Below are 19,077 nucleotides of genomic sequence, written 5' to 3'. Positions count from 1 at the left end.
GTCGTCACGCTCCGTGAATGATCGGCGGGCCGACGCCGCGCCACCGGACACCTCACCGCGATCGATGAACAGCCCAGACAGCAACCGGCCAGACTGTCACCGTCAGTGTCACTGAGTAGACAATCCGCAATCCCGGTGCAAGTCTTTGCCGCGTGCGACCCTCCCCAGAAGTCAGCGGCGCCAGCGGCACGGCAGCTGGCGCCCAGTCCCCAGCGGACGGTCCGGGTCAGGGCATGGACAGCCCCGAAGATGTAGCAGCCCTGCGGCATCTGCAGCAGGTCCACGCGCCCGTGCTGCTGAGCTTCCTGACCCGCCTGACCAGGGGTGACGTTCACCGAGCCGAAGACATCGTGCAGGAGACGGTGCTGCGGGCCTGGCGGAATCCAGAGGCGCGTAACGCCGAGGGAAACTGGAACCGAGCCTGGCTGTTCACCGTGGCCAAACGCATCCTGATCGACCAGATGCGCTCCGCCGACGTCCGTCCGGCGGAGCTGCCGGTCGACTATATCGACGATCATGCGCAGCCGGACGACGCCATCGAGCGCCTCCTCGACGCGCGTGAGGTCCGGGCCGCGCTCGACTCCCTGCCCGAGCGGCTACGCATCACGCTGGTCGAGATCTTCTTCCGGGAACGGTCGGTGTCCGAGGCCGCCGACGCGCTCGACGTCCCGGCCGGCACCGTCAAGTCACGCACCTTCTATGCACTGCGGGCCATGCGGGAGGCCCTCGTCAGCCGGGGCTTCGATTTCGGAACCGCAGGCGAGAGACGGCCGACCGGCAACGGCGATGCGGGCGAGGCACGCCCAAGAAAATCCGATCAGCTGTGAACCGGGGTAGCTGCCCGGCCGTCATGTGCACGACACGTGCCCACACCCACTGAGCGTAAGAGTGAGTCGATGAAAGCAACCGCAAGTGGCCAGCGCCGCCCGTGGCGACGGCTCATCTCGTCGACGCGTAAGCGCGTCGAGATCGTCGCCCTGGTCGGCGTCATCCTGGCGTCCGGGGCCGTCGGTTTCGAACTGGCCGCCACTGCGGACCCGGACAAGCTGGTCGGCGAGCCGGTTCCGGACGGTGACGTGCCCGCCATCGTGGAGGCAGCCCTGTCCTGCCCCGCCCTCAATCCGCCGAAGCTCGCCGCGCAGATCATGGCGGCGTCCGGCTTCAAGAGCAGCCCCGACATGATCGCCGGTCTCGACCAGGCGGCGTGGGAGAAGTGGCGGCCCTCGTCCGATGCCAGTCGCGCCGACCGGCGGGCAAACATCATCGCGCTGGGTCACCGGACCTGCGAGAACGTGGGCCATCTGCGCTCCGCCGACATCGATGGAGACCTCTGGCCGGCCGCCCTCGCCGCGGAGCAGACCGGAGTCAAGGCGGTGCTCGACGCCCGCGGCGTCCCGAAAGACGCCAAGCCCTACGTCGACAAGGTGAAGGCGTACGCGGCCTGGTACGCCGAGCAGCCGCAGTTCTCCGAGAAGGCGGTAACCCAGTCGGCCGCTTCCGGGACGGCCGGCGAGGTCAAGGTGCCCGACGCTCTGGTCCAACCGATCCAGGTCGCCGGAAAGGTCTGCCCGCAGATCACGCCGGCCCGGATCGCGGCACAGTTGCGGACACTGTCCGACTTCGACGTGAACAAGCGCACGTCGGACCGTCAGGGTGTCGCCCAGTTCACGCCCACGATGTGGGAGCAGTACCAGCCGGGCGAGGGAACGTCGGTGTGGCGGCCCGCGGACGCGATCCCCGCACTCGGTATCGCCATGTGCGACATGGCGCAGCAACTGTCCGAGCTCAACGGCGAGGACCCGTATCGACTGGCGCTGAGCGCGTACCAGTGGGGAATCGACCCGGTGCGGCGGGCGGCCGGCCTGCCCCGCGTCAACGTCACCCAGTTGGCCGACCAGGTTCCGGCGCACGTCGCCGAGTACGAGAAGGACAACCGGCTTTCCGTCCCCGTGACGAAGCCGAGCCCCACCGTGAAGCCGAGCCCCACGCCGTCGGCGAGCCGGACCGTCCAGGCCTCGCCGAGCACCAGGCCGTCCGCGAAGCCCAGTGAGAAGCCCCAGGGCCCGAAGCTGTTCGCGTACGAGGCGGGTGCCACGTACCGCCTGGACAGCCCGTGGGCCCAGTCGATCGTGGAGCTCCCTGGCATCAACCAGAACACGCAGCCCGGTAGCCGGGTCCAGCTGTGGAAGGACGAGGGGTACAAGGACCAGCGCTGGAAGCTCTACCCGGCGCCGGACAGGCGGCACGTCATCATCACGAGCGAGTGGAACAACATGGCCCTGTCCGTGCAGGACCGTTCCCTGCAGAAGGGGTCGAAGATGGCGGTGTACGAACGTGACGACAACGACGAGAATCAGCAGTGGCTGCTGGAGGACGTCGGCGCCGGGAACGTGGTCATGACCAACCGCCGCTCGGGCTTTGTGATGGAGCTGCTGGGCGTGGACATCGGGCCGACGAGGGACAACGGCACCACCTGGAACGGATACTGGATCCAACAGTTTGACCGTCAGGACACCCAGAGAGACCAGAAGTGGCGATTTGTAAAGCAGTGACGCCGGCCGGGCACGGCGAGCCGGGAAGCTGAGCGGCGTGCCGGACCTACCCGCCCTGGGCGACCATGTGACGGACCTGCTGGGTCCGCACTACATGGGTGTCCTCGATCGCGCCGACAGCGACGCCGTCGACCGGCACCTGCGCGACTGCGCGCAGTGTCGGGTGACGGCCCGCGAGGTGTGCGAAGTCGTCGCCGCCCTCGCGCTGCTCAGCGACGACGTGGCTGTCGAGGAGGCGTCGCCGGTCACCCGACCGGCGGCGCCCGCTGCCCGCCGTGGCGGCTCGGGCTCGGTTCGTCCGGCCGGCGGGCGTCCGATGTCCGTCGGGCCCGGGCGGCAGCCGCGCCCCCGGCGGCAGCGGCTCGCGCTGGTGCGGGCCGGTCTTGCGCTAGCGGTGGTGCTGTTCGTCGGCTTCGGCGCCCTCTTCGTTCTGGATCAGGTGAGTGACGAGGCCGGGCCGGAGGTGGTGACGGTCGCGGCGAGCGGGAGTGAGCCCCGCACCGGCGCGGCGGCCTCGGTGTTCGCGTCGGAGACCGACAGCGGAGTGCACGTGCGGGTCACGGTCACCGGCCTGCGCGCCGGCACCGGCTACCAGCTGTACGCGGTGACGCTCGACGGCCAGACGCGCGAAATCGCGTCATGGACCAGCACCGACACGGTGCAGGAGGTCTCCGGTGACCTGCCGGTGGCGCTGGGCGACCTGGTCTTCGTGACGATCAGCGTGGCGAACGGCGCGCCGTCGGTCACGGTGCACCTTCCCCGAGCCACGTCCACGACACCGCGCTGAGGCACGCCGCCTTCGCACCTGTTGAGCGCCGGAGGGCGGCGTGGCACGAAGGGATCGCGATGCCGCCGCAGATTGCCTCCGGCCGTGAACCACGATGCCGTCTCGGCCGTCGTGTGTGCAGATCCGCCCTGGGCGACGACAAAGGGAAGTAGAGAATGTTCTGGATCACCCGGTCGGCACGTGGTGCCTGCCTCGCGGTGTTCGTCATGGTGGCTCTGATCGTCGGAGCCGTGAGCCCGGCTTCGGCCGCCGACGAATACGTCAAGTTCTACGCCGTCACGTCGTCGTACCAGGGAGAACCGGAGAACCTCACCAGCATCGCCGCCCGGTTCCTCGGCGACGGGGCGCGGTCCGTCGAGATCCGCAACCTCAACACCGGCCGCCGGCAACCTGACGGCGCCACCCTCAAGGAACCGGGCCAGTTGCGAGCCGGGTGGCTGCTGGTGCTGCCCTGGGACGCCGTCGGCGAGGGCGTCAAGTACGGAGTGCTGCCCGACAAGGCGCCGGCCGCGCCGGTCAAACCGCTGCCCGGCAAGGCCAAGGCCACGCCCACCGCCAAGGCGCGGCCCACCATCCCGCCGGAGCGGGTCTCCGGCGCGGCTGCGGTCCCGAGCAAGGCACCGACGCAGCCCCGCGCGAAGGCGGGGCAGTGTGCGACCACGGCGGCGTCGAGCAGTCGCTCCGACTGGGCGAGCTTGCGCCTGGCCGCCGACCAGGCCTGGCCGCAGAGCCGCGGCAAGGGGCAGCTCGTGGCGATCGTCGACTCCGGTGTGGACGGCAGCCTGCCGACGCTCAGTGGTCACGTGGCCGTCGGCATGGACATCACCAGCGGCAGCGGCCGCGGCGACACGGACTGCCTCGGCTCGGGCACCGCGATGGCCGGTCTGGTGGTTGGGCAGTCCACCAACGGCAGTGACGTCAAGGGCGTCGCCCCCGACGCCACGGTGATGCCGGTCCGGGTCGTGGGCAACGACGCCAAGGCCCAGCCGGCCGACTCTGCTGCGGCCATCGAGGCCACCGTCGAGGCGGGCGCGACAGTCATCGCGCTGGGCAACTTCGTCGACACGAGCAAGCCCGAGGTGGCCAAGGCGATCATGGAGGCGGTGGCCCGGGACGTCGTCGTGGTGATCGGCGCTGCACGTGCTTCGGTACCGGTCAACCCGGGCGCGGAGATCGGCCCCGGTGTGCTGCGCGTGGGTGGTGTGGCAGTCGACGGCCAGCGAGCCGCCGACTATCGCGGTGGCGGCATCGACGTGGTCGCCCCGGGCGTCAACGTGAGCAGTGTCGGGATCACCGGGGTCGGCGCCGTCGCGGGTAGCGGCACCCAGTACGCGGTGGCCTTTGTCGCCGGCGCCGTCGCGCTGGTCCGGGCCGCGTACCCGGACCTGAGCCCGGAGCAGGTCGCCCATCGTCTCCAGGTGACGTCGGACAAGATGGGCGACGGCGCACAGCCCGACGGCCGGTACGGCTGGGGCATGATCAATGCCGCCGCTGCGGTCACGAAGGTGCTGCCCGAGGAGGCCGAGGTGGCCTCACCGGGGCGGGAATCGGGCGGACGGCTCACCTCCGGCAGCTCCGGCGGACGGTCGGCGTTGCTGGCCATCGTGGCGCTGGTCGCGCTCGCGGCAGCGGTGCTGCTCGTGTTCCGGATCCGCCGGCTGCTGCGCGACGACACTGAGAACGACGGTGACGACGACGGCCCCGGGCCGGTGACCGCCGCGCCGCCGGTTCGCGGCGGCGCTCTTCCTCCGGCCTCCACGCCACGGGCGCCGTCGGTCTCCCGGCGAACGGTCGGCGACCCACCGCCCTCGGACGGCGGGAAGCTGAACCCGGACGAAGAACAAGCCGACAGCACGGCGTCAGTGGCCAGCGACGGGCCGGGAACCCGGGCCGAGACCGTGGCACTGCCGAAGGCATCGATCGGAGCCAGGTCGCCCCGGCAGCGTCCAGACGCACCGTGACGACACCCGCTCGGGGCCGCCGGCGGGGGTGATGCTGCCGCGCGACCCCCGGCACCCCGTCCGCCAAGCTGACCCAGCGCAACGAGTGGTGCTGCTGGGTTTGTCGCGGCCGACGTGAACCGCGCGTCGCCAGGGCACGTTTCAAGCATTACTGGTGGAAAGTCGGTGAACCGAGGGTCTGATGCAGGTGGAAGAAGTCTCCGGTACGGAAGCCCATGTGGCGGACCTGCTGGCTCTCTACCACCTCGACGCGCTCGACCGGCGTAGTGCGGAGCAGGTCGGCCACCATCTCCAGTCGTGCCAGCAGTGCCGGGCTGCGGCGACCGAGGTGTGCGAGACGCTCGCCGCGCTGGCCCTGCTCAGCGACGACAGGGATCACCTGCTCAACCGCTACGGGGCGCTGGGGGCGGCGGTGCCGGCGGCCTTTCCGGCGCGGTTCGCGCCGCAGGAGCCGGCCGGCCAGCCGGGCAGAGAGGCCCAGGAGACCGACCGACGCCGGTTCCGACTGCGGCGCGGCGGTACGGGTGCCGAGACGGCCACCGGGGAGGCGTCTGCCCCCGCTGGGCCGGACCTCGGGCGCAGGGAGCCACCGCAGCAGCGGGTGGCACCGGCACCGGTCACACCCCCACCCGTCGCACCGCCACGGACCGCACCCCCAGCCGTCGCGCTGCCACGGGTCGCACCCCCAGCCGTCGCACCCCCAGCCGTCGCGCTGCCACGGGTCGCACCCCCGGCCGCACCCCCGCCGGCCACGCTGGTTGAAAAGCCCTCGCCCGTTCAGGAGCAGACCACGCCGACGGCCGTACCCTTGCCGACGCGGACCGCCCGACGGCCCGTCACGCATCCCGCCCAACGCGGCTTCGACCGAGCGCCGGGCATCGCGCATCCGGACGACGGTCAGCGTGTCCGACGGAAGCGCCTCCTGTCCCGGCGTGCCGTTACTTTCGCGGGCCTGGGCGCCCTGCTCATGGCCGCCCTCACGGTGGCCGGAATCTCCGCGAGGGCGCTACTCGCCCCGCCGGCCCCGGGAGTGCAGACGAACATCGTCCGTACCGCCGTCGCCTCGGCGACGGACCGGGACTCTGGCGCTAACCTGTCCGTCTTCCTGACCGAAGAACGCGACCGGGTCACCGTGCGGGCCACCCTGAGCGGCCTGACCGAGGGCACCGGCTACCGGCTCTACGGCTACACCTTCGACGGCCGGCAGCGACCAGTGGTCAACTGGACCGGCCGCGCCGGCGTGCAGGAGCTTGACGGTGAACTACCCGTCGGCATCGCTGATCTCTCCCACTTCGCCGTCACCCGCGGCACCCGGATCGTCGTCACGGCATACCTGCCCCGCGACGCCGGTGCGCCGGCCACCCCCGGCGGATGAGCCGGGCCACGATCTGAACCGGTCACCGGCCCCGTTCGTCTGGGGGGTATGCAGATCGGTGTCTACAGTCTCGGCGACCGCACCCCCGACCCGGTGACGGGCCGAGCGCCAACGGTTCACGAGCGGCTACTCAGCACGGCACGGATCGCCGAACACGCCGAGGCAGCCGGGTTCGACGTCTTCGCCGTCGGCGAGCACCACACCCCGACGTACGCCGTGTCGGCGCCGGCTGTGCTGCTGGGCTACCTGGCCGCACGGACGAGCCGGATACTGCTCTCCACGGCAACGGCTCTGATCACCACGAACGATCCGGTCCGGCTGGCCGAGGATTACGCGACGGTGCAGCATCTGTGCGGCGGCCGGCTGGACCTCATGCTCGGCCGGGGCATCTTCGGTCCGGTGTATTCGTGGTTCGGCCGCGACCCCGACGACAGTCGCCGGCTGGCGACCGAGAACTACCGGCTGCTGCGCCGGCTGTGGGACGAGGACACCGTCGACTGGTCCGGCGAGTTCCGTACGCCGCTGCGGGGTTTCACGGCGGTGCCGCGGCCGCTCGCGGGCCATCCGCCGTTCGTCTGGCACGCGTCGGTGTCCAGCGAGGAGACCGCGGAGCTGGCAGCCGCCCACGGCGATGGCTTCTTCGCCAACCACATCATGTGGCCCTGGCAGCACACGGCCCGACTGGTGCAGACCTTTCGCGAGCGGTACGCCGCGCACGGCCACGGCACCGCCGAGCAGGCGGTCGTCGGACTCGGCGGGCATGTCTTCGTCCGGCCGAGGTCACAGGATGCGGTCCGGGAGTTCCGGCCGTACTTCGACAACGCGCCCCTCTACGGCCACGGGCCCTCCCTGGAGGAGCACATGAACACCACACCGATGACGGTGGGGAGCCCGCAGCAGGTCATCGACGCGGTTCTCGGTTACCGCGAGTACGTCGGTGACTATCACCGTCAGCTCTTCCTGATCGACCACGCCGGGTTGCCGGTGAGCACGGTGCTGGAGCAACTGGACATCCTCGGTGCCGAGGTGCTGCCCGTGCTGCGGCGCGAACTCGCGGGCGGCCCTCGCCCGCGGTGATCCGCCGCTCGTAGGGCGCCCCGCCGCCACGCCGGCCGCGGGGCGCCCGCTCAGCACTCGTATACCGCCGCAAGCACCTTCTGGAGGCGGGCGCCTTCCGCAGCATCCATAGAGCCCTTGAGTTCCGCGAGCGCGTCGACCCAGATGTTCTTTTGGCCCGGTTCCAGCCGTCCGCGGTTGGCGGTGATGAAATCGGTCGCGTCGTTGAAGTTGCCCGCCTTGATCTGGCCGATGGTCCTGAGCAGAGAAACGGTGAAGTCGAACTGTTTGTGCTCCACCTCATTCGCGCCCAGACGGACCGCCTGGACCAGATCGACGAAGTCGCCGGTGGCCCCGGCGGAGCCCTGCGGGCCCTTCAGCTTGCCCGCTTCGTCCAGTCGAGCGACCGCCTGCAGCAGCGCATACGGCCGCACTTCCGGCGCGGCCTCCGTGAACTGGACCACCACATCCTCGTCCGGGCCGAAGCTCAGCAGGGGTTTGACCAGTGCGACGTTCATGCTGGCCGGGACCCGCTCGGCCATCTCGGCGGCCAGTTCTCTGTGCGCCGCGTTCGCCAGGTCCGGGCGCGACCGCAGCAGGTCGAACCGCTCGCGTACGCCCTGCGCACCCCACACCAGCGCGCCGAACTCCTCGGGTACGCGCTCGACGGCCGGTTGGGTCAGGCCGCGCGCGGCTTCGACCAACGTCGAATCGATATCCGACCAGGTGGCCCCCGCCCTCTCGGCGGTCACCGCTGCGGAGTTGGCTCCGCGGACCTTCCAGCTGTTGTCGAAGCTCGCCCCAGAGAGCCCGCCGGAAGTCTGTGGCACCTGGTGCACGAGAGCGACGCCGTACGTGCTGAGCAGCTTTGTCAGGCTGAGCTTCCCGACACTCTTCGAGCTGCCGGACACATCGGCGGTGGCGCCCCCACCACTGGTCACCACGATGGGTGTCTTGCCGGCTTGGGCGAGTTGTTCCAACCGCTCGTTCAGCCACTCGAACACGGGTCGGTCCACCAGCCCGTCACGCGCCGTGCCGAGCCATACGAAGTACTGGTTTGAGTTCGAGTCCAGGCCCGCGATGGCCCGGAGGGCCTTCGGCGGAGGCACCGCCCGGGCACCGGGCGCCGAACTGTCACTGAGCAGGTTCGGTATGTCCGCGTACGGCCGCATGATCGGGGCGAGAGACGCTTGCAGCCACTCCGGTGCCGGGCTGAGGTCGCCGTCGCCCGCACGGAGGCCGTGTAGTGCGGCCCCGGGAACATCGCGCCACGGCCACATTGGCTCCAGGATGTCCATGATCTGCTGGAGGTCCGCAGGACGGACCTTCATCTGCGCGCCCGCCGGCTCCTTGCCGTTCGGGGGTTGATGGTCGGCCGCGCCGATGGAACGCAGCACCTCGTGCGCGTAGAACGCCGGGGATTGACCCCATGCCCAGCCCTCGTCCACTTCAGCCGTCGGTGAAACCACCGGCCTTATCAGGTGCGCCTGCCCGGCATCGACGAACTGCACCTCGACCCGAAGTTGACGGTCGGCCATCGGCAGTTGGTGTCCGGGCTCGTTGAGGTGAGACTGCACCCCCTTCGTCGTCAGCTTCTTGACCTCCGACACGGCGACTGGGTCTCCGGTCAGGTGCACCCGCAGGACGAAGACCAACTCCTTGTCGCTGCGCACGAGTTCGTACCACACGACGGGGGGACCAGATGCGGGCCTCTTGCCCTTCGGGTCGGCGTGGGCGCCGTCCGCCACCAAGGGTCTGTTGGTGATGTCCACCCGGCTCACGTCGGCGGGAGGACGGATCGCGTGCAGGCCCGCCTCCGCCTGCCGGAGCGAGCGGTGGAGCCGACCGGCGGTTGAGAGAGAAGCTGCGGACGGATTGTCAGGATGTGCAGCGCTGCCTCCCGCATAGTCGGGAAATTCCTTGGCCCGGTTCTTTGCCGGTATCACGGCCGCCAGTGCCTTGTCCGGAATTCCCAGAGCCCGAGCATCCGCCTTCGACACGACGATGTCGGTGTACCCGATCGCCGGAATCTTGTGCACATCGCGCTTCCCAGGCCACTCGACCTCGTACTGCAACCGGGCGTGCACGACGAACAGGGCCGTGCTCGTACGCAGCCACGCCCGGTGTTCGTTCGAACGCGTCTGATCGGTACCGCGGGTCGCGCCTCGCTGCTTACCGCCGGACACGGTGCCTCCGACCCAGTTAACGGGATCCGTCGGGGCGGCGACTGTGAGCGCCACGGTGAAATTGGACCGCCGGTTGTCGGTGGCGCCGTGGCTGACGATATCGGTGCCGTGGTTGTACTTCTCGATCTCTGCCTTCTCCACCCAGTAAAGGTCTTCAACCTCGGCGAAGCGGGCCTTCACAATGAAGCCTCTGGGTCCAGGGTCAAGGTCCGCAATCGCTGTCGACAGCGATCGGAACCGGGCGCCCTCATCCGTGAGCATCGCCCCCAGATTCTTGGGCAACGTCTCGTAGTTGAGTTGATTACTGGTGTCCTTCAACGTCCCGCGCCGGCCGAGGCCGGCCGACGAGATTGCCGTGTGCATCGCACCGAGCCCGCGTATGGAGACGACCTGCGCGGTCTGCGGGAGTGTCTGGCTCAGACCGAATTCAGGACGGGGCCGATCTGCTCCCAGGGTGGTGGAGCCGCCAGTGGGTTCGCTGACGATGAGCTCAACGGTGACATCGAAGGGCTGGGGTTCCAGACTCGCGCCGAAAATGTTCTTCAGTGTTGCCGTCGTGCTGTGTGTGGTCTCCTTGATCGAGCCAAAGAACTTCACTTTCTGGGAGTAACCGGTCAGGTTGTTGGCGCGCACACCTGCCATGGTCAGCAGGTTCGAGCCGTGAGTGTCACTGCGGCCGGCGCCCCGGCTGACTCCGCCCTGTACGGAACCAGCCACAAACCCAAAGTCGAACCCCTCCGCCGTGTCGCCCTCTTCGGGCTGAGACGGCTGGCCCAGCCCGCCCAAACTGCCGACCAGAGCGTTCGCGCTGGTGAAGCGGCGGGTTTCGTTGAGTGCGTCGTTTCCACGGGTGTAGGACTTGGTGCCGCTACCGCTGTCATGACTGCCCGTGGCCTGGCCCACCTGTTCAGCACTCAACGTTATCTGGAACGTTCGTTGATCGTCATCGACGTAGGACTGGGACATGCCACCGTCGAGTGCCTTCCCCATAAAGGGATTCACGATGGCAGGCACCGAGGTGACGTAGTTGGCGAGCCCGTTGGATTTGAACGGCTCCGCCGCCTTCGCCAACGCCGTGACGAGCGGACCAACGCCTGTCTGCTCGTTGCTACCACTGAGCAGCATCTGCCACACCGTCACCCCGTGGGACCAGTGCCTTTGACCACTGGACGACCTCACCGCAGTCGTCAGGGTGGCCGGCGGCGGCGCGGTCGATTTCGCTTCTGCTATCTGGTCGGCAATAACGTGGGCGTTGGTGAAGAGACTGGCGTACGGGATCACGTCTGTCGTCTTCATGTTCAACAGCACCTCGCCCGCCACCCATTTCACGGTTTTGCCCACCTGGACCCGGTGGACTACCGCAGAACGGACGATCACACCCGAGGCGTCCTGGAACAGGCCCGAATACTTACCCACCGTGTTCGACTTGACGGCTACCTTTCCCCTCCCCTTCACCCGGGCACCGGCGCCGGTTCCGACTACCAACTCACTGTTTCCAGCGTCGCTCTTCGGGGCGTCTTCGGAAACGGGTTTCAAGCCGCTCTTTCCGATGAATCCACCGACCCCGAACCCTGCCTGCCACAGGTTATCCGCACCGGCCTCCTTGCCATCCTGGGCTTCGGTGACCTGCTGCGAGTAGGGCTTCCACACTTTCACGATCTCTGGAGTCCCCACCAGTGCGGCGGTCAGACCCGCCGCCTCGTCGCCGACCGGTATCGCCACGCTCGCCCCCGTCAACGCCCTGAGCAGGAAGCCCTTGTAGGCCTGCCGGCTCATCGCATTCGACAGAAACGAATCCAACTGCTGCGCCTGTGCCTCCGGATCTGGCCCCAGTTTTTCCTGAGCCCGAGCGACCCGCCCGCGCACCCCGTCCGAAAATATCCGCCTGCGCTCGTCCGTGATCGCCTGCGCCATCGCGTCCTGCAGCTTCTCCGCAGCAAAGGTTCCGAGTACGGTGTAGGCGGTGGCGTTCATTCTGGTTATCGGAGACTGGGCATTCGGATCTTTCATGGCGCGCTCCATGAATGCAACCGACAGGTTCTCGGTGGTCATCGGCGGAACGCTTCCTGAGCCGGGTTCGATGACGAGCCTGTCTAAGCCTTTGGTGTCTCCGGTGTCGTTGAGTTTGTCCGGCTGCAGGATGAGGACCTTTGCGTCAACTGTGTCGGATTCCACTTGGTCGGCGGCATTACCCGCGGGTTTGACCGCCCAGTGCCACCGAATTTTCACCTCGAAACTCCGGCTTTTCATCTTTTGGCCGTCGGTGTCGGAGAGCACCGAGCTGGACTGCGTCCGTCCGACGTTCTCGGACTCTCTGGAGCTATACTGGGCGTTTAGTGTGCCCTGCATCGAAGCGCCACCCTTGCTCCCGCCCGCGCCGGCGGAAATTCCACCTTCCCGGGCCGAGACCTTGGCGTCCTTGATGGTGGTCGTCTCCGTATTCATATGACCGTACTGCAGCTCGTAATCGGTCTGCCCCTTGTAAGAGGAGCGGAGGGTTTCGGCCGTCAGGGCAACGGTGAGGGCATTTTCCATGCGGACCGGCGAATCGGGATGCCTGAAGATCCAGACGAGACCACGGCCGTTCAGCCTGGAGTCCATCACATCGTCCGCCCTGGACAAGAGATTGTCCTCCGACAGCTCACGAATGAGCGTCTGCCAGTTCCGATAGTCCAGGCCGGGATTATTTTCCAGCTCGCCGGTTACCGGCAGCTTCTGCAAGATGTCCCACGGCTCCGTGGCTCCGTCACGTGCGGTGTTCGCCACCTTGGGAAGGTGCCCTCCGTTGACCAAAGGCGGAACGATCGCGTTATAGAGACCTTCAACGCCTTCCAGACGCTCGACGACGTCCATCGTCAGGCCCCAGCCGGCGCCAGGGTTCCACCAGCTGGGGGCAGGGGAGCTCGTCGCCTTCTCCGACTTACCCGCGGCAGCAGCGGTCTCGTCGGGCTTGGGCTTACTGGATGAAGGCGTGACGGCGCTTGGGGTGCTTACCTTCGCGAACTTGTCCTTGTGCACCAGGACGTGCGCGAAGCCCGACACATTCTCGTGGTCCTCGTAGGGGACGTGCCTAGGGCGACCGGCCATCAGGTCCTTGTCGCGGTGATGGTGAATTCTCAGCTCTAGGTCGAAGTCGATCGCCGCCACCTGCAGGTTGTTCACGACCCGAACGGCACGGGTGGTGAAAGTCCGCCTCTGCTGGCTGAACTGGCCGACTCTGTTGCCGAAGGGCTTCTGGATGCGCCCGCCGAGCCGAGCCACCCGAGAGCTCCAGAGCCGCACCAACTCGTTCGCCGTGGCACGGTGCGCGGAGTCGTTGTTCAGAGTGACCTGGGTCCTGAGCACGGAGGCCACCACCCGGTCGATCCGGGTCTCCCCGCTTTTGCTCACCTGACTGATCTTGGTGAGGCTCGTGATTGGCTTGTTGTCCTTGGCACCGAGGCTCAAGCTGAGGCGACGACCGTTGCTCTCGAGTAGCACTCGGAACGTCTGCTGGTAGCCGCGTTCGTCCTTGGGGCGCAGAAGATTCTGGAAGTGCAGGGCAAGCTCATCGTTGGACAGGTATCGCTCAAGGTGGGTTTTCCAGAACGCGTAATCCGCGGGCTTCAGAATATTCCGGACGGAGGCGATCACCTGGTCCGCGAGTTGGATCCGGGTGACGGCATGATCCATGCTCCACACCTCGAAATCGCTCGGATCACTGATCGGGATCTTTCTCCCGTAATCAGCGTCAGTCTTCGCCTTCAGCTCATCGCTTTCGCTCTGCTCTTTCGAATAGGGCAGACTAAACTCCGGCACCGCGTATCGAATCTTATTCGTGACCGGTCTCCCCTCGCTGTCCGTGAAGATGCGCTGGATCCACCGACCGCCCTCTTCGTCCTTGGTGAGGGTGCCCTCCCGAACAGCATTGACTACGGTCGGCACGCCCACGAACTCGGACGCGGCGTCGCGCTTGCGGTGGTATGTCCTGCGCTCCTGAACGCGCAGCGCCCAGTTCACATCAAGGGTCACCCATCCCAGTTTCTCCTTGATTCGGACTTGCTGGTACTTGGCCTTGGTGGTGCTGCTGAGAGCCCGCTTCCCAGAACCGCTGGTGTGACCATAGGTCACCGTCGTGTCGGCCCGGACGCCTAACAGGTATCGATGGGCTGGACCGCCGTCGAAGTACGTCGACCGCGTCTGCATCTCCGAGTTTGCCGATTCGAGAAAGCTGTAGGTGCGGCCTTCCAGCGCGCCCTCGAACAGGCCGCTCTTGCCGGGAAGGCTTTCGGGCTCAACCTCCGGGTCCCGGATCGGAATCGCCCAGAGCCGGATATCGTAGATCCTGCCATCGACGGTAATCTCCAGTGGTGTGCCGTCATCGAGCGTCTGACCAAAAAGAGACGTGATCTTACGTTTGACGACATCCTCGGTGATCTGATTACCGCTGAACGGCACAGACTGGTTGATCCAAGCGGTCAAATCGGACACGAACGGGCCCAATTCGATAGTGTGGAAAGCGGTCACCATCCGGCTGTAATCCCGACCGCCGTCCCCCAGGACTGGTCTGGGGCCGGGCTTCTCCGTGCCGGGCCGCCACTTCTTGAGCGCCTTGTTGGCGAGATCCTGCCGGATCTGTCGATGATTGAATGGTTGGTCGACGCCGCCGATGCGCAAGCGGGACTCGGGGCGCGACAGGTCGGCGAGGTCCCGCAGCACGTCCGGGGTCACCTCGTCATGGCCCAGCAGCTCCCGTGCCATCTGCTGGTAGTGGAACAGGCCCATGGGGGTGTAGCGGCGATCCCACGATTTGGTGTAGAGCCGGCGCCGGATCGCGACCAGTCGTTCGAGGTCCGCGTCAAAGATGCTCACCGGGGGGCTTGCCGCCTCCAGCCGGGCGCGAAGTGCCTTCACCTCCCGGTTGCGCTCTTGCGCCGAGTCACCGTTTTCCAGTTTTCCCGTGATCCGTTTCGTATGCCTGGCGGAGACAGGTTGCGTTACCTTGCCAAATCCTGGCGAACTCCCGGCCAGGGAGATCAGCCGCTTCGGCAAGAGAGGTTTTTCCTCCCACCAGGCCCGCCGAGCGTTCCTCTCCTCGGCGATGCGCCCCACGTCCCGCAAATTCAAGGAGGCTTCGCCACCCAGCTTGCCATGAATCAACTTCTCCAACATATCCAGCGGCAGGGGGCCGGGCGGAACGTTGTCTAAATGCGTCTTGGAGTAACGAGGCTGGGCCCAGTCGAGGAAGACGTCCAAATTCTTGATTGCTGTTTCGTACTGCGCCCCGGTGAGGTTCGGTACATTGACGAGCAGGTGCAGAGCGAGCCTCAGCAGCTCGTGCCTTCGATCATCGGTCGCCTCGGGTTTTACCCCATTGATATATCTCGCCACTTTACGCTCGATGCTGCCTCTCTCGCCCGTCCGCTTCCGCGCCCCTGCGAGGTCTTGCTTGAGAATGGCGTATCCGTGCCGTCGGCGCAGTGAGTCCAGCCCTACAGGTTCGCCCTCGGTGCGATTTTCGTACGCCTCCTTGGCGTACGACGTCAGAGTCGCGATATGCTCTTCGGTGACCTGAGCCGCCGATGGCTCGAGAATCGCCCGGACCATCGGGATAAACTGGTGGCGCGCGGCAGCGGTCGATGGCGTGGAGTGCATCCGGGTCAGTGGTATGGATTCACCGTGGCCCGCCTCGACAGGATGGATGTCCTGCTCGACGCTCGGTCGACTACTGTCTGTTCCCTGCCGAGCAGCCTCCAGCGCCTGGATCTCGACCCAAAAATCACGGTGCAAAACGCTGCGGAGGAAGTATTCGGCTCGTCTCTCCGGGTCAGCCGTGCCGCTCGCCTTATTCTCGAACGACCGGGCCGCGTTTTCACCTTCCTGCTGCCACTTCTGCAGGGTGCTGTGATCCGCCTCGAAGATGACATCAGTGACAGGTTTGTTCGGCAACTCCCGGGCTTTTCGGGCGTCGGCGAACTCCTCACGTAGACCTTCGATTAAGCTGTCCACCGCCTTGAAGCCATTGTCGTCAGGCGACACGTTCGCGCCGGCGAGCTTCTCTCTGATGGCCACGGCCACGCCATCGAGCCAGGCTAGTTCCCGCTCCGACAGCGCAGGGTCCGGAAGTGATACCGAGATGGAGTCCGGACGCCTAGGCAGCGGCGCCGATGCCTCCAATCCCCACGGGTGCATCCTCACGGACACTTCGTGCGTGCGCCCGGAAGCGATGGCGGTGACCTTCGCCTGCTGCCACTTTGCGAGCCCATCAAGATGCGACATCAACTCGGCGTAGGTTTTGACGGCCATCGGCGCGCCGAGCGCGGACGGCGGGTCCGCAGCCCATGGCGGCAGCGCGACGGCCACCGCACGCGGTGCGCCGATCTCGACGGTGTCGGCCGCCAGTCGCAATTGACCGCGCATCGGCTCATAGGCGCTGGCTGCCTGACTATCCACAGCTGCGGTGAGGTCTGCCAGCAGATGCGCCTGAGGTATCAGCCGGACACCGGTCGCGGAAGCCGAACTGGTGACGCTGCGCTGGGTGTTGATGGGTAGAAACCGGTCGTCGGCCGGATCGACCAGATCGGACCGTTCCGGCAGATCGAGGTACACGCCGAAATGGTCGACGGCGGACAACGCCGCCTCGCGGCTGATGGTTCTACTGAATTCCGGGGGAAGGCTCACCGATAGGCGAGCGACAGCCGACGGCCCCTGGAGCCGTAATGCCGCTCGCACGCTCTGCGCGCCCAGTGCGTCCTGGTGCATGTGTGCCTGCACCAAGCCGGCGATTGGCTGCACACCTCGAACGTGGGGAGGCACGTCCGTGAGGGTGCGTTCGAGCCTGAGGTAGATGCCGGAAGCGACCGGTGTGAAACCGTTGAAGCAGATTGGCGGAGTGAAGGTGCCAGGCATCAGACACCAGCCTTATCGTGACATGCGGCCATGAATTCCCGTATGCTCCTCAGCTCCGCTTTGCCCTCCGGAAACATCGGCACAAAGACATTACTGATCATGAAGTGCCAGAAGACGCGATCAGTGCCCGTGAGACAGTCAGTGGCCTTGAGTCGCTCGCGCCAACCGGCCGGGGCTCTGCCTACACGTTCGAAATCGGCGATCACCGCCACCATGGCGGCGTGCGCGCGGAAGATCTCGGGCTGGCCCGGACGGCGGGCCGCCCGCTCCCCCTCAAGTTCCCCCTTGGCTCTCACCACCGCCAGCACGTCAGCGAGGTGAACCTTCGTTACTTCGGGATTTCTCGTGGCCTGCAGCAATTCCCGCAACCACAGGAGGCCCGTCACATAGTCGCCGACCGGTTGGCCGAGGCGGGCCGCGTCCAGGGGGCGCGAGGTGAGATAACCGAGGAACAAACTGGGGTCGGCCGTCTGGGTGTGCGGTTCAATCGCATCCATGAGCGAGGCGTGCTGCGGTTCCAACGGACGCTCACCGCCAAGTTCCGGGTCTTCCTTCGCCCGCAACCCCTGCTCGATCAAGGCCCGGTGCGCCTCCAGGGTCAGATTCGGCCGATAGAAGGGATGGTCTTTGACCTGCCCGACGCCAAACCGGGACGGCCGCTCGCCATTGGCCGCGCTCACTGAGACCAGATGAGTCAACTCCCGCAGGACCTCACGCGTGAGCAGCTCGGACGAGTGCTGCTCCAGGTATGACTCGACGCCTTTCCACGTCGGCTGGTTGATGAGACCTGCCACCAGATCCGAGGGACCAGCTTTTGGCTTGTCGGCAAGCGCCACGGCTCGCGCCAACGCACCTCCGGTGAGGCTCTGGTATTGCTCCGGGTAGCTCGACCGGGGCCCCTCCACAGCCCAGAACCTCTCGAAGCCAAGCATCGTCGGTTGCACCGATGACCGGCCGTGCTGGTTGACAACGATCGATTTCAGTTGGTCGTTGTCCTCCGTGGCGACGACCACGCTGATGGCGGGGTTCTTCTCCAAGACGTGATGCAGGCTGTTGGCGGTGAGTTCGTCCAGGGTGGACCCGTGCTTGGACCGTACGCCGCGGCGGACGTTGACCAGGACGACCGGGCCGTCATGGCTGGCGAGTTTCGCCATGATCTCCTTGGTCGCGGCGTACGGCCCGTCCGGGCCGAGCAGAATCGTGTCGCCCCTTCGTCGGGCGTTGGCCGACAGCCGCGGCGTCCACGTCGGCTCGGGCGGCAGTTCCGGCCCGTACGGCAATCCCTCCGGCCCGACGAGCACGAATTCGCTGTGTGGGTCCTCCAGGCTGGCTGCCCTCTCGTCGACAGCCCCGTCCAAGACCACCGAAGCGACCGGCTGTGTTCCGTTCGCCCACCCCAGCCTCCCGGCGTGGTCCATCACCATCCAGAGCGACCCCGCCGTACGACTCTCGGAAGAGGCGTGAACCAGTGCGGCGGACGCCCGACCCGACTTGAACTCCCGCAGCACGTTCGCCAGAGGCATGGGCCGCGGCTCCCAGCCGAGGGCGGCGTTCAGGCCCGTTCGGGACAGCGGGCTCGTGGAGGCGAGCAGTTCCGCGAGGGGCAGCTGTGGCAGGTCGCCGAAGGTCGCGTAGTACACGCCGGCCAGAGGCGTGAGATCGCCCGCTACGAAGCCGTCGCCGCCGGCTGTCGGGCTCCCACCGGTCGCGGAATAGCTGGCCAACTTGGCCACGGACGGTGGTTGGGTCCCCGTGGTCAACTCCCCAAGCTTTTGGCGGTTCGCCACCAGCGCGTCGGGCAGCAGGCGGTAGGCGGTAGCTGACCTACCGGTCGTACCAAGCTTTTCTGCCGATTCGATCGGCACGAGACGGCCCTCCGGGACCGTCGGCGCGCCCTCGCCGACGGCACTTCCCGGCACGCCCATCACGATGCCCAAGCGGTCCTGCAGCCTGACGGCGCCGGTCAGATCCAGGAGCCCGAAGGTCCTGGACGAGAACGGGACCACCACCAGCTGACCATCGGCGGCTACCAGACCGTGTAGATAGGCACGAAGGCTTTCGGAGGGTTGGTCGGGAATGATCAACGCGACACCAGCCGGGGGCCGGGTCTGCCTGGCCAGGTCGTACACCTGACTGTCGATCACCCTCGAGCCCGAGTTGTTCCCGTCCAAGACTGTGCCGGAGGGCGACCGTACCGGCTCATTTTGGTACACGAACACGCCGAGCCCGGCCAGGGTGAACCATTCAGGGCAGTCCGCCAGCACTTCCACGC

The 19,077-nt window shown here is 66.9% G+C and carries 8 protein-coding genes; 6 read left to right on the top strand and 2 right to left on the bottom strand.

The annotated features are described in order from the left end of the window. Positions 1-233 precede the first annotated feature (233 nt). The 6 genes from KBX46_RS20775 to KBX46_RS20750 all read left to right on the top strand — a co-directional run bounded on the left by KBX46_RS20775 (position 234) and on the right by KBX46_RS20750 (position 7,752). On the top strand, positions 234-827 hold the full coding sequence (locus KBX46_RS20775) for a sigma-70 family RNA polymerase sigma factor (RefSeq protein ID WP_141910134.1): 594 nt from the start codon (positions 234-236) through the stop codon (positions 825-827). Positions 828-896: 69 nt separating this feature from the next. Beyond that, positions 897-2,552: an RICIN domain-containing protein gene (locus tag KBX46_RS20770; protein WP_210793734.1), complete on the top strand. Its 1,656-nt coding sequence runs from the start codon at positions 897-899 to the stop codon at positions 2,550-2,552. A gap of 37 nt (positions 2,553-2,589) precedes the next feature. Beyond that, entirely contained in the window at positions 2,590-3,339 is a 750-nt protein-coding gene (locus KBX46_RS20765; protein ID WP_210793733.1) for a zf-HC2 domain-containing protein, read from the top strand. Positions 3,340-3,494: 155 nt separating this feature from the next. Next, complete coding sequence (locus KBX46_RS20760; protein WP_210793732.1) at positions 3,495-5,300, top strand: S8 family serine peptidase; 1,806 nt, start codon at positions 3,495-3,497, stop codon at positions 5,298-5,300. A 181-nt stretch (positions 5,301-5,481) separates the two neighbouring features. After that, entirely contained in the window at positions 5,482-6,675 is a 1,194-nt protein-coding gene (locus tag KBX46_RS20755) for a zf-HC2 domain-containing protein (RefSeq protein ID WP_210793731.1), read from the top strand. A gap of 48 nt (positions 6,676-6,723) precedes the next feature. Beyond that, on the top strand, positions 6,724-7,752 hold the full coding sequence (locus tag KBX46_RS20750) for a CE1758 family FMN-dependent luciferase-like monooxygenase (protein ID WP_210793730.1): 1,029 nt from the start codon (positions 6,724-6,726) through the stop codon (positions 7,750-7,752). Between the two features lie 50 nt (positions 7,753-7,802). Here the strand turns inward: KBX46_RS20750 and KBX46_RS20745 are convergent, their stop codons facing one another. Both KBX46_RS20745 and KBX46_RS20740 read right to left on the bottom strand, forming a co-directional pair. Further along, positions 7,803-16,805, bottom strand: coding sequence for a hypothetical protein (locus tag KBX46_RS20745; RefSeq protein WP_210793729.1), 9,003 nt, complete (start codon positions 16,803-16,805; stop codon positions 7,803-7,805). Beyond that, the gene (locus KBX46_RS20740; RefSeq protein WP_210793728.1) at positions 16,805-19,075 is read right to left on the bottom strand and encodes a hypothetical protein; all 2,271 of its coding nucleotides are present in this window, start codon (positions 19,073-19,075) and stop codon (positions 16,805-16,807) included. Before KBX46_RS20740 ends, KBX46_RS20745 begins: the two co-directional genes overlap by 1 nt. Positions 19,076-19,077: the final 2 nt, after the last annotated feature.

This window comes from Micromonospora sp. C81, assembly GCF_018070425.1.
In the GTDB taxonomy this organism is placed as follows: domain Bacteria; phylum Actinomycetota; class Actinomycetes; order Mycobacteriales; family Micromonosporaceae; genus Micromonospora; species Micromonospora zamorensis.
The sequence above is the reverse complement of the archived record's forward strand: the minus strand, read 5'-3'. Positions and strand labels throughout refer to the sequence as shown.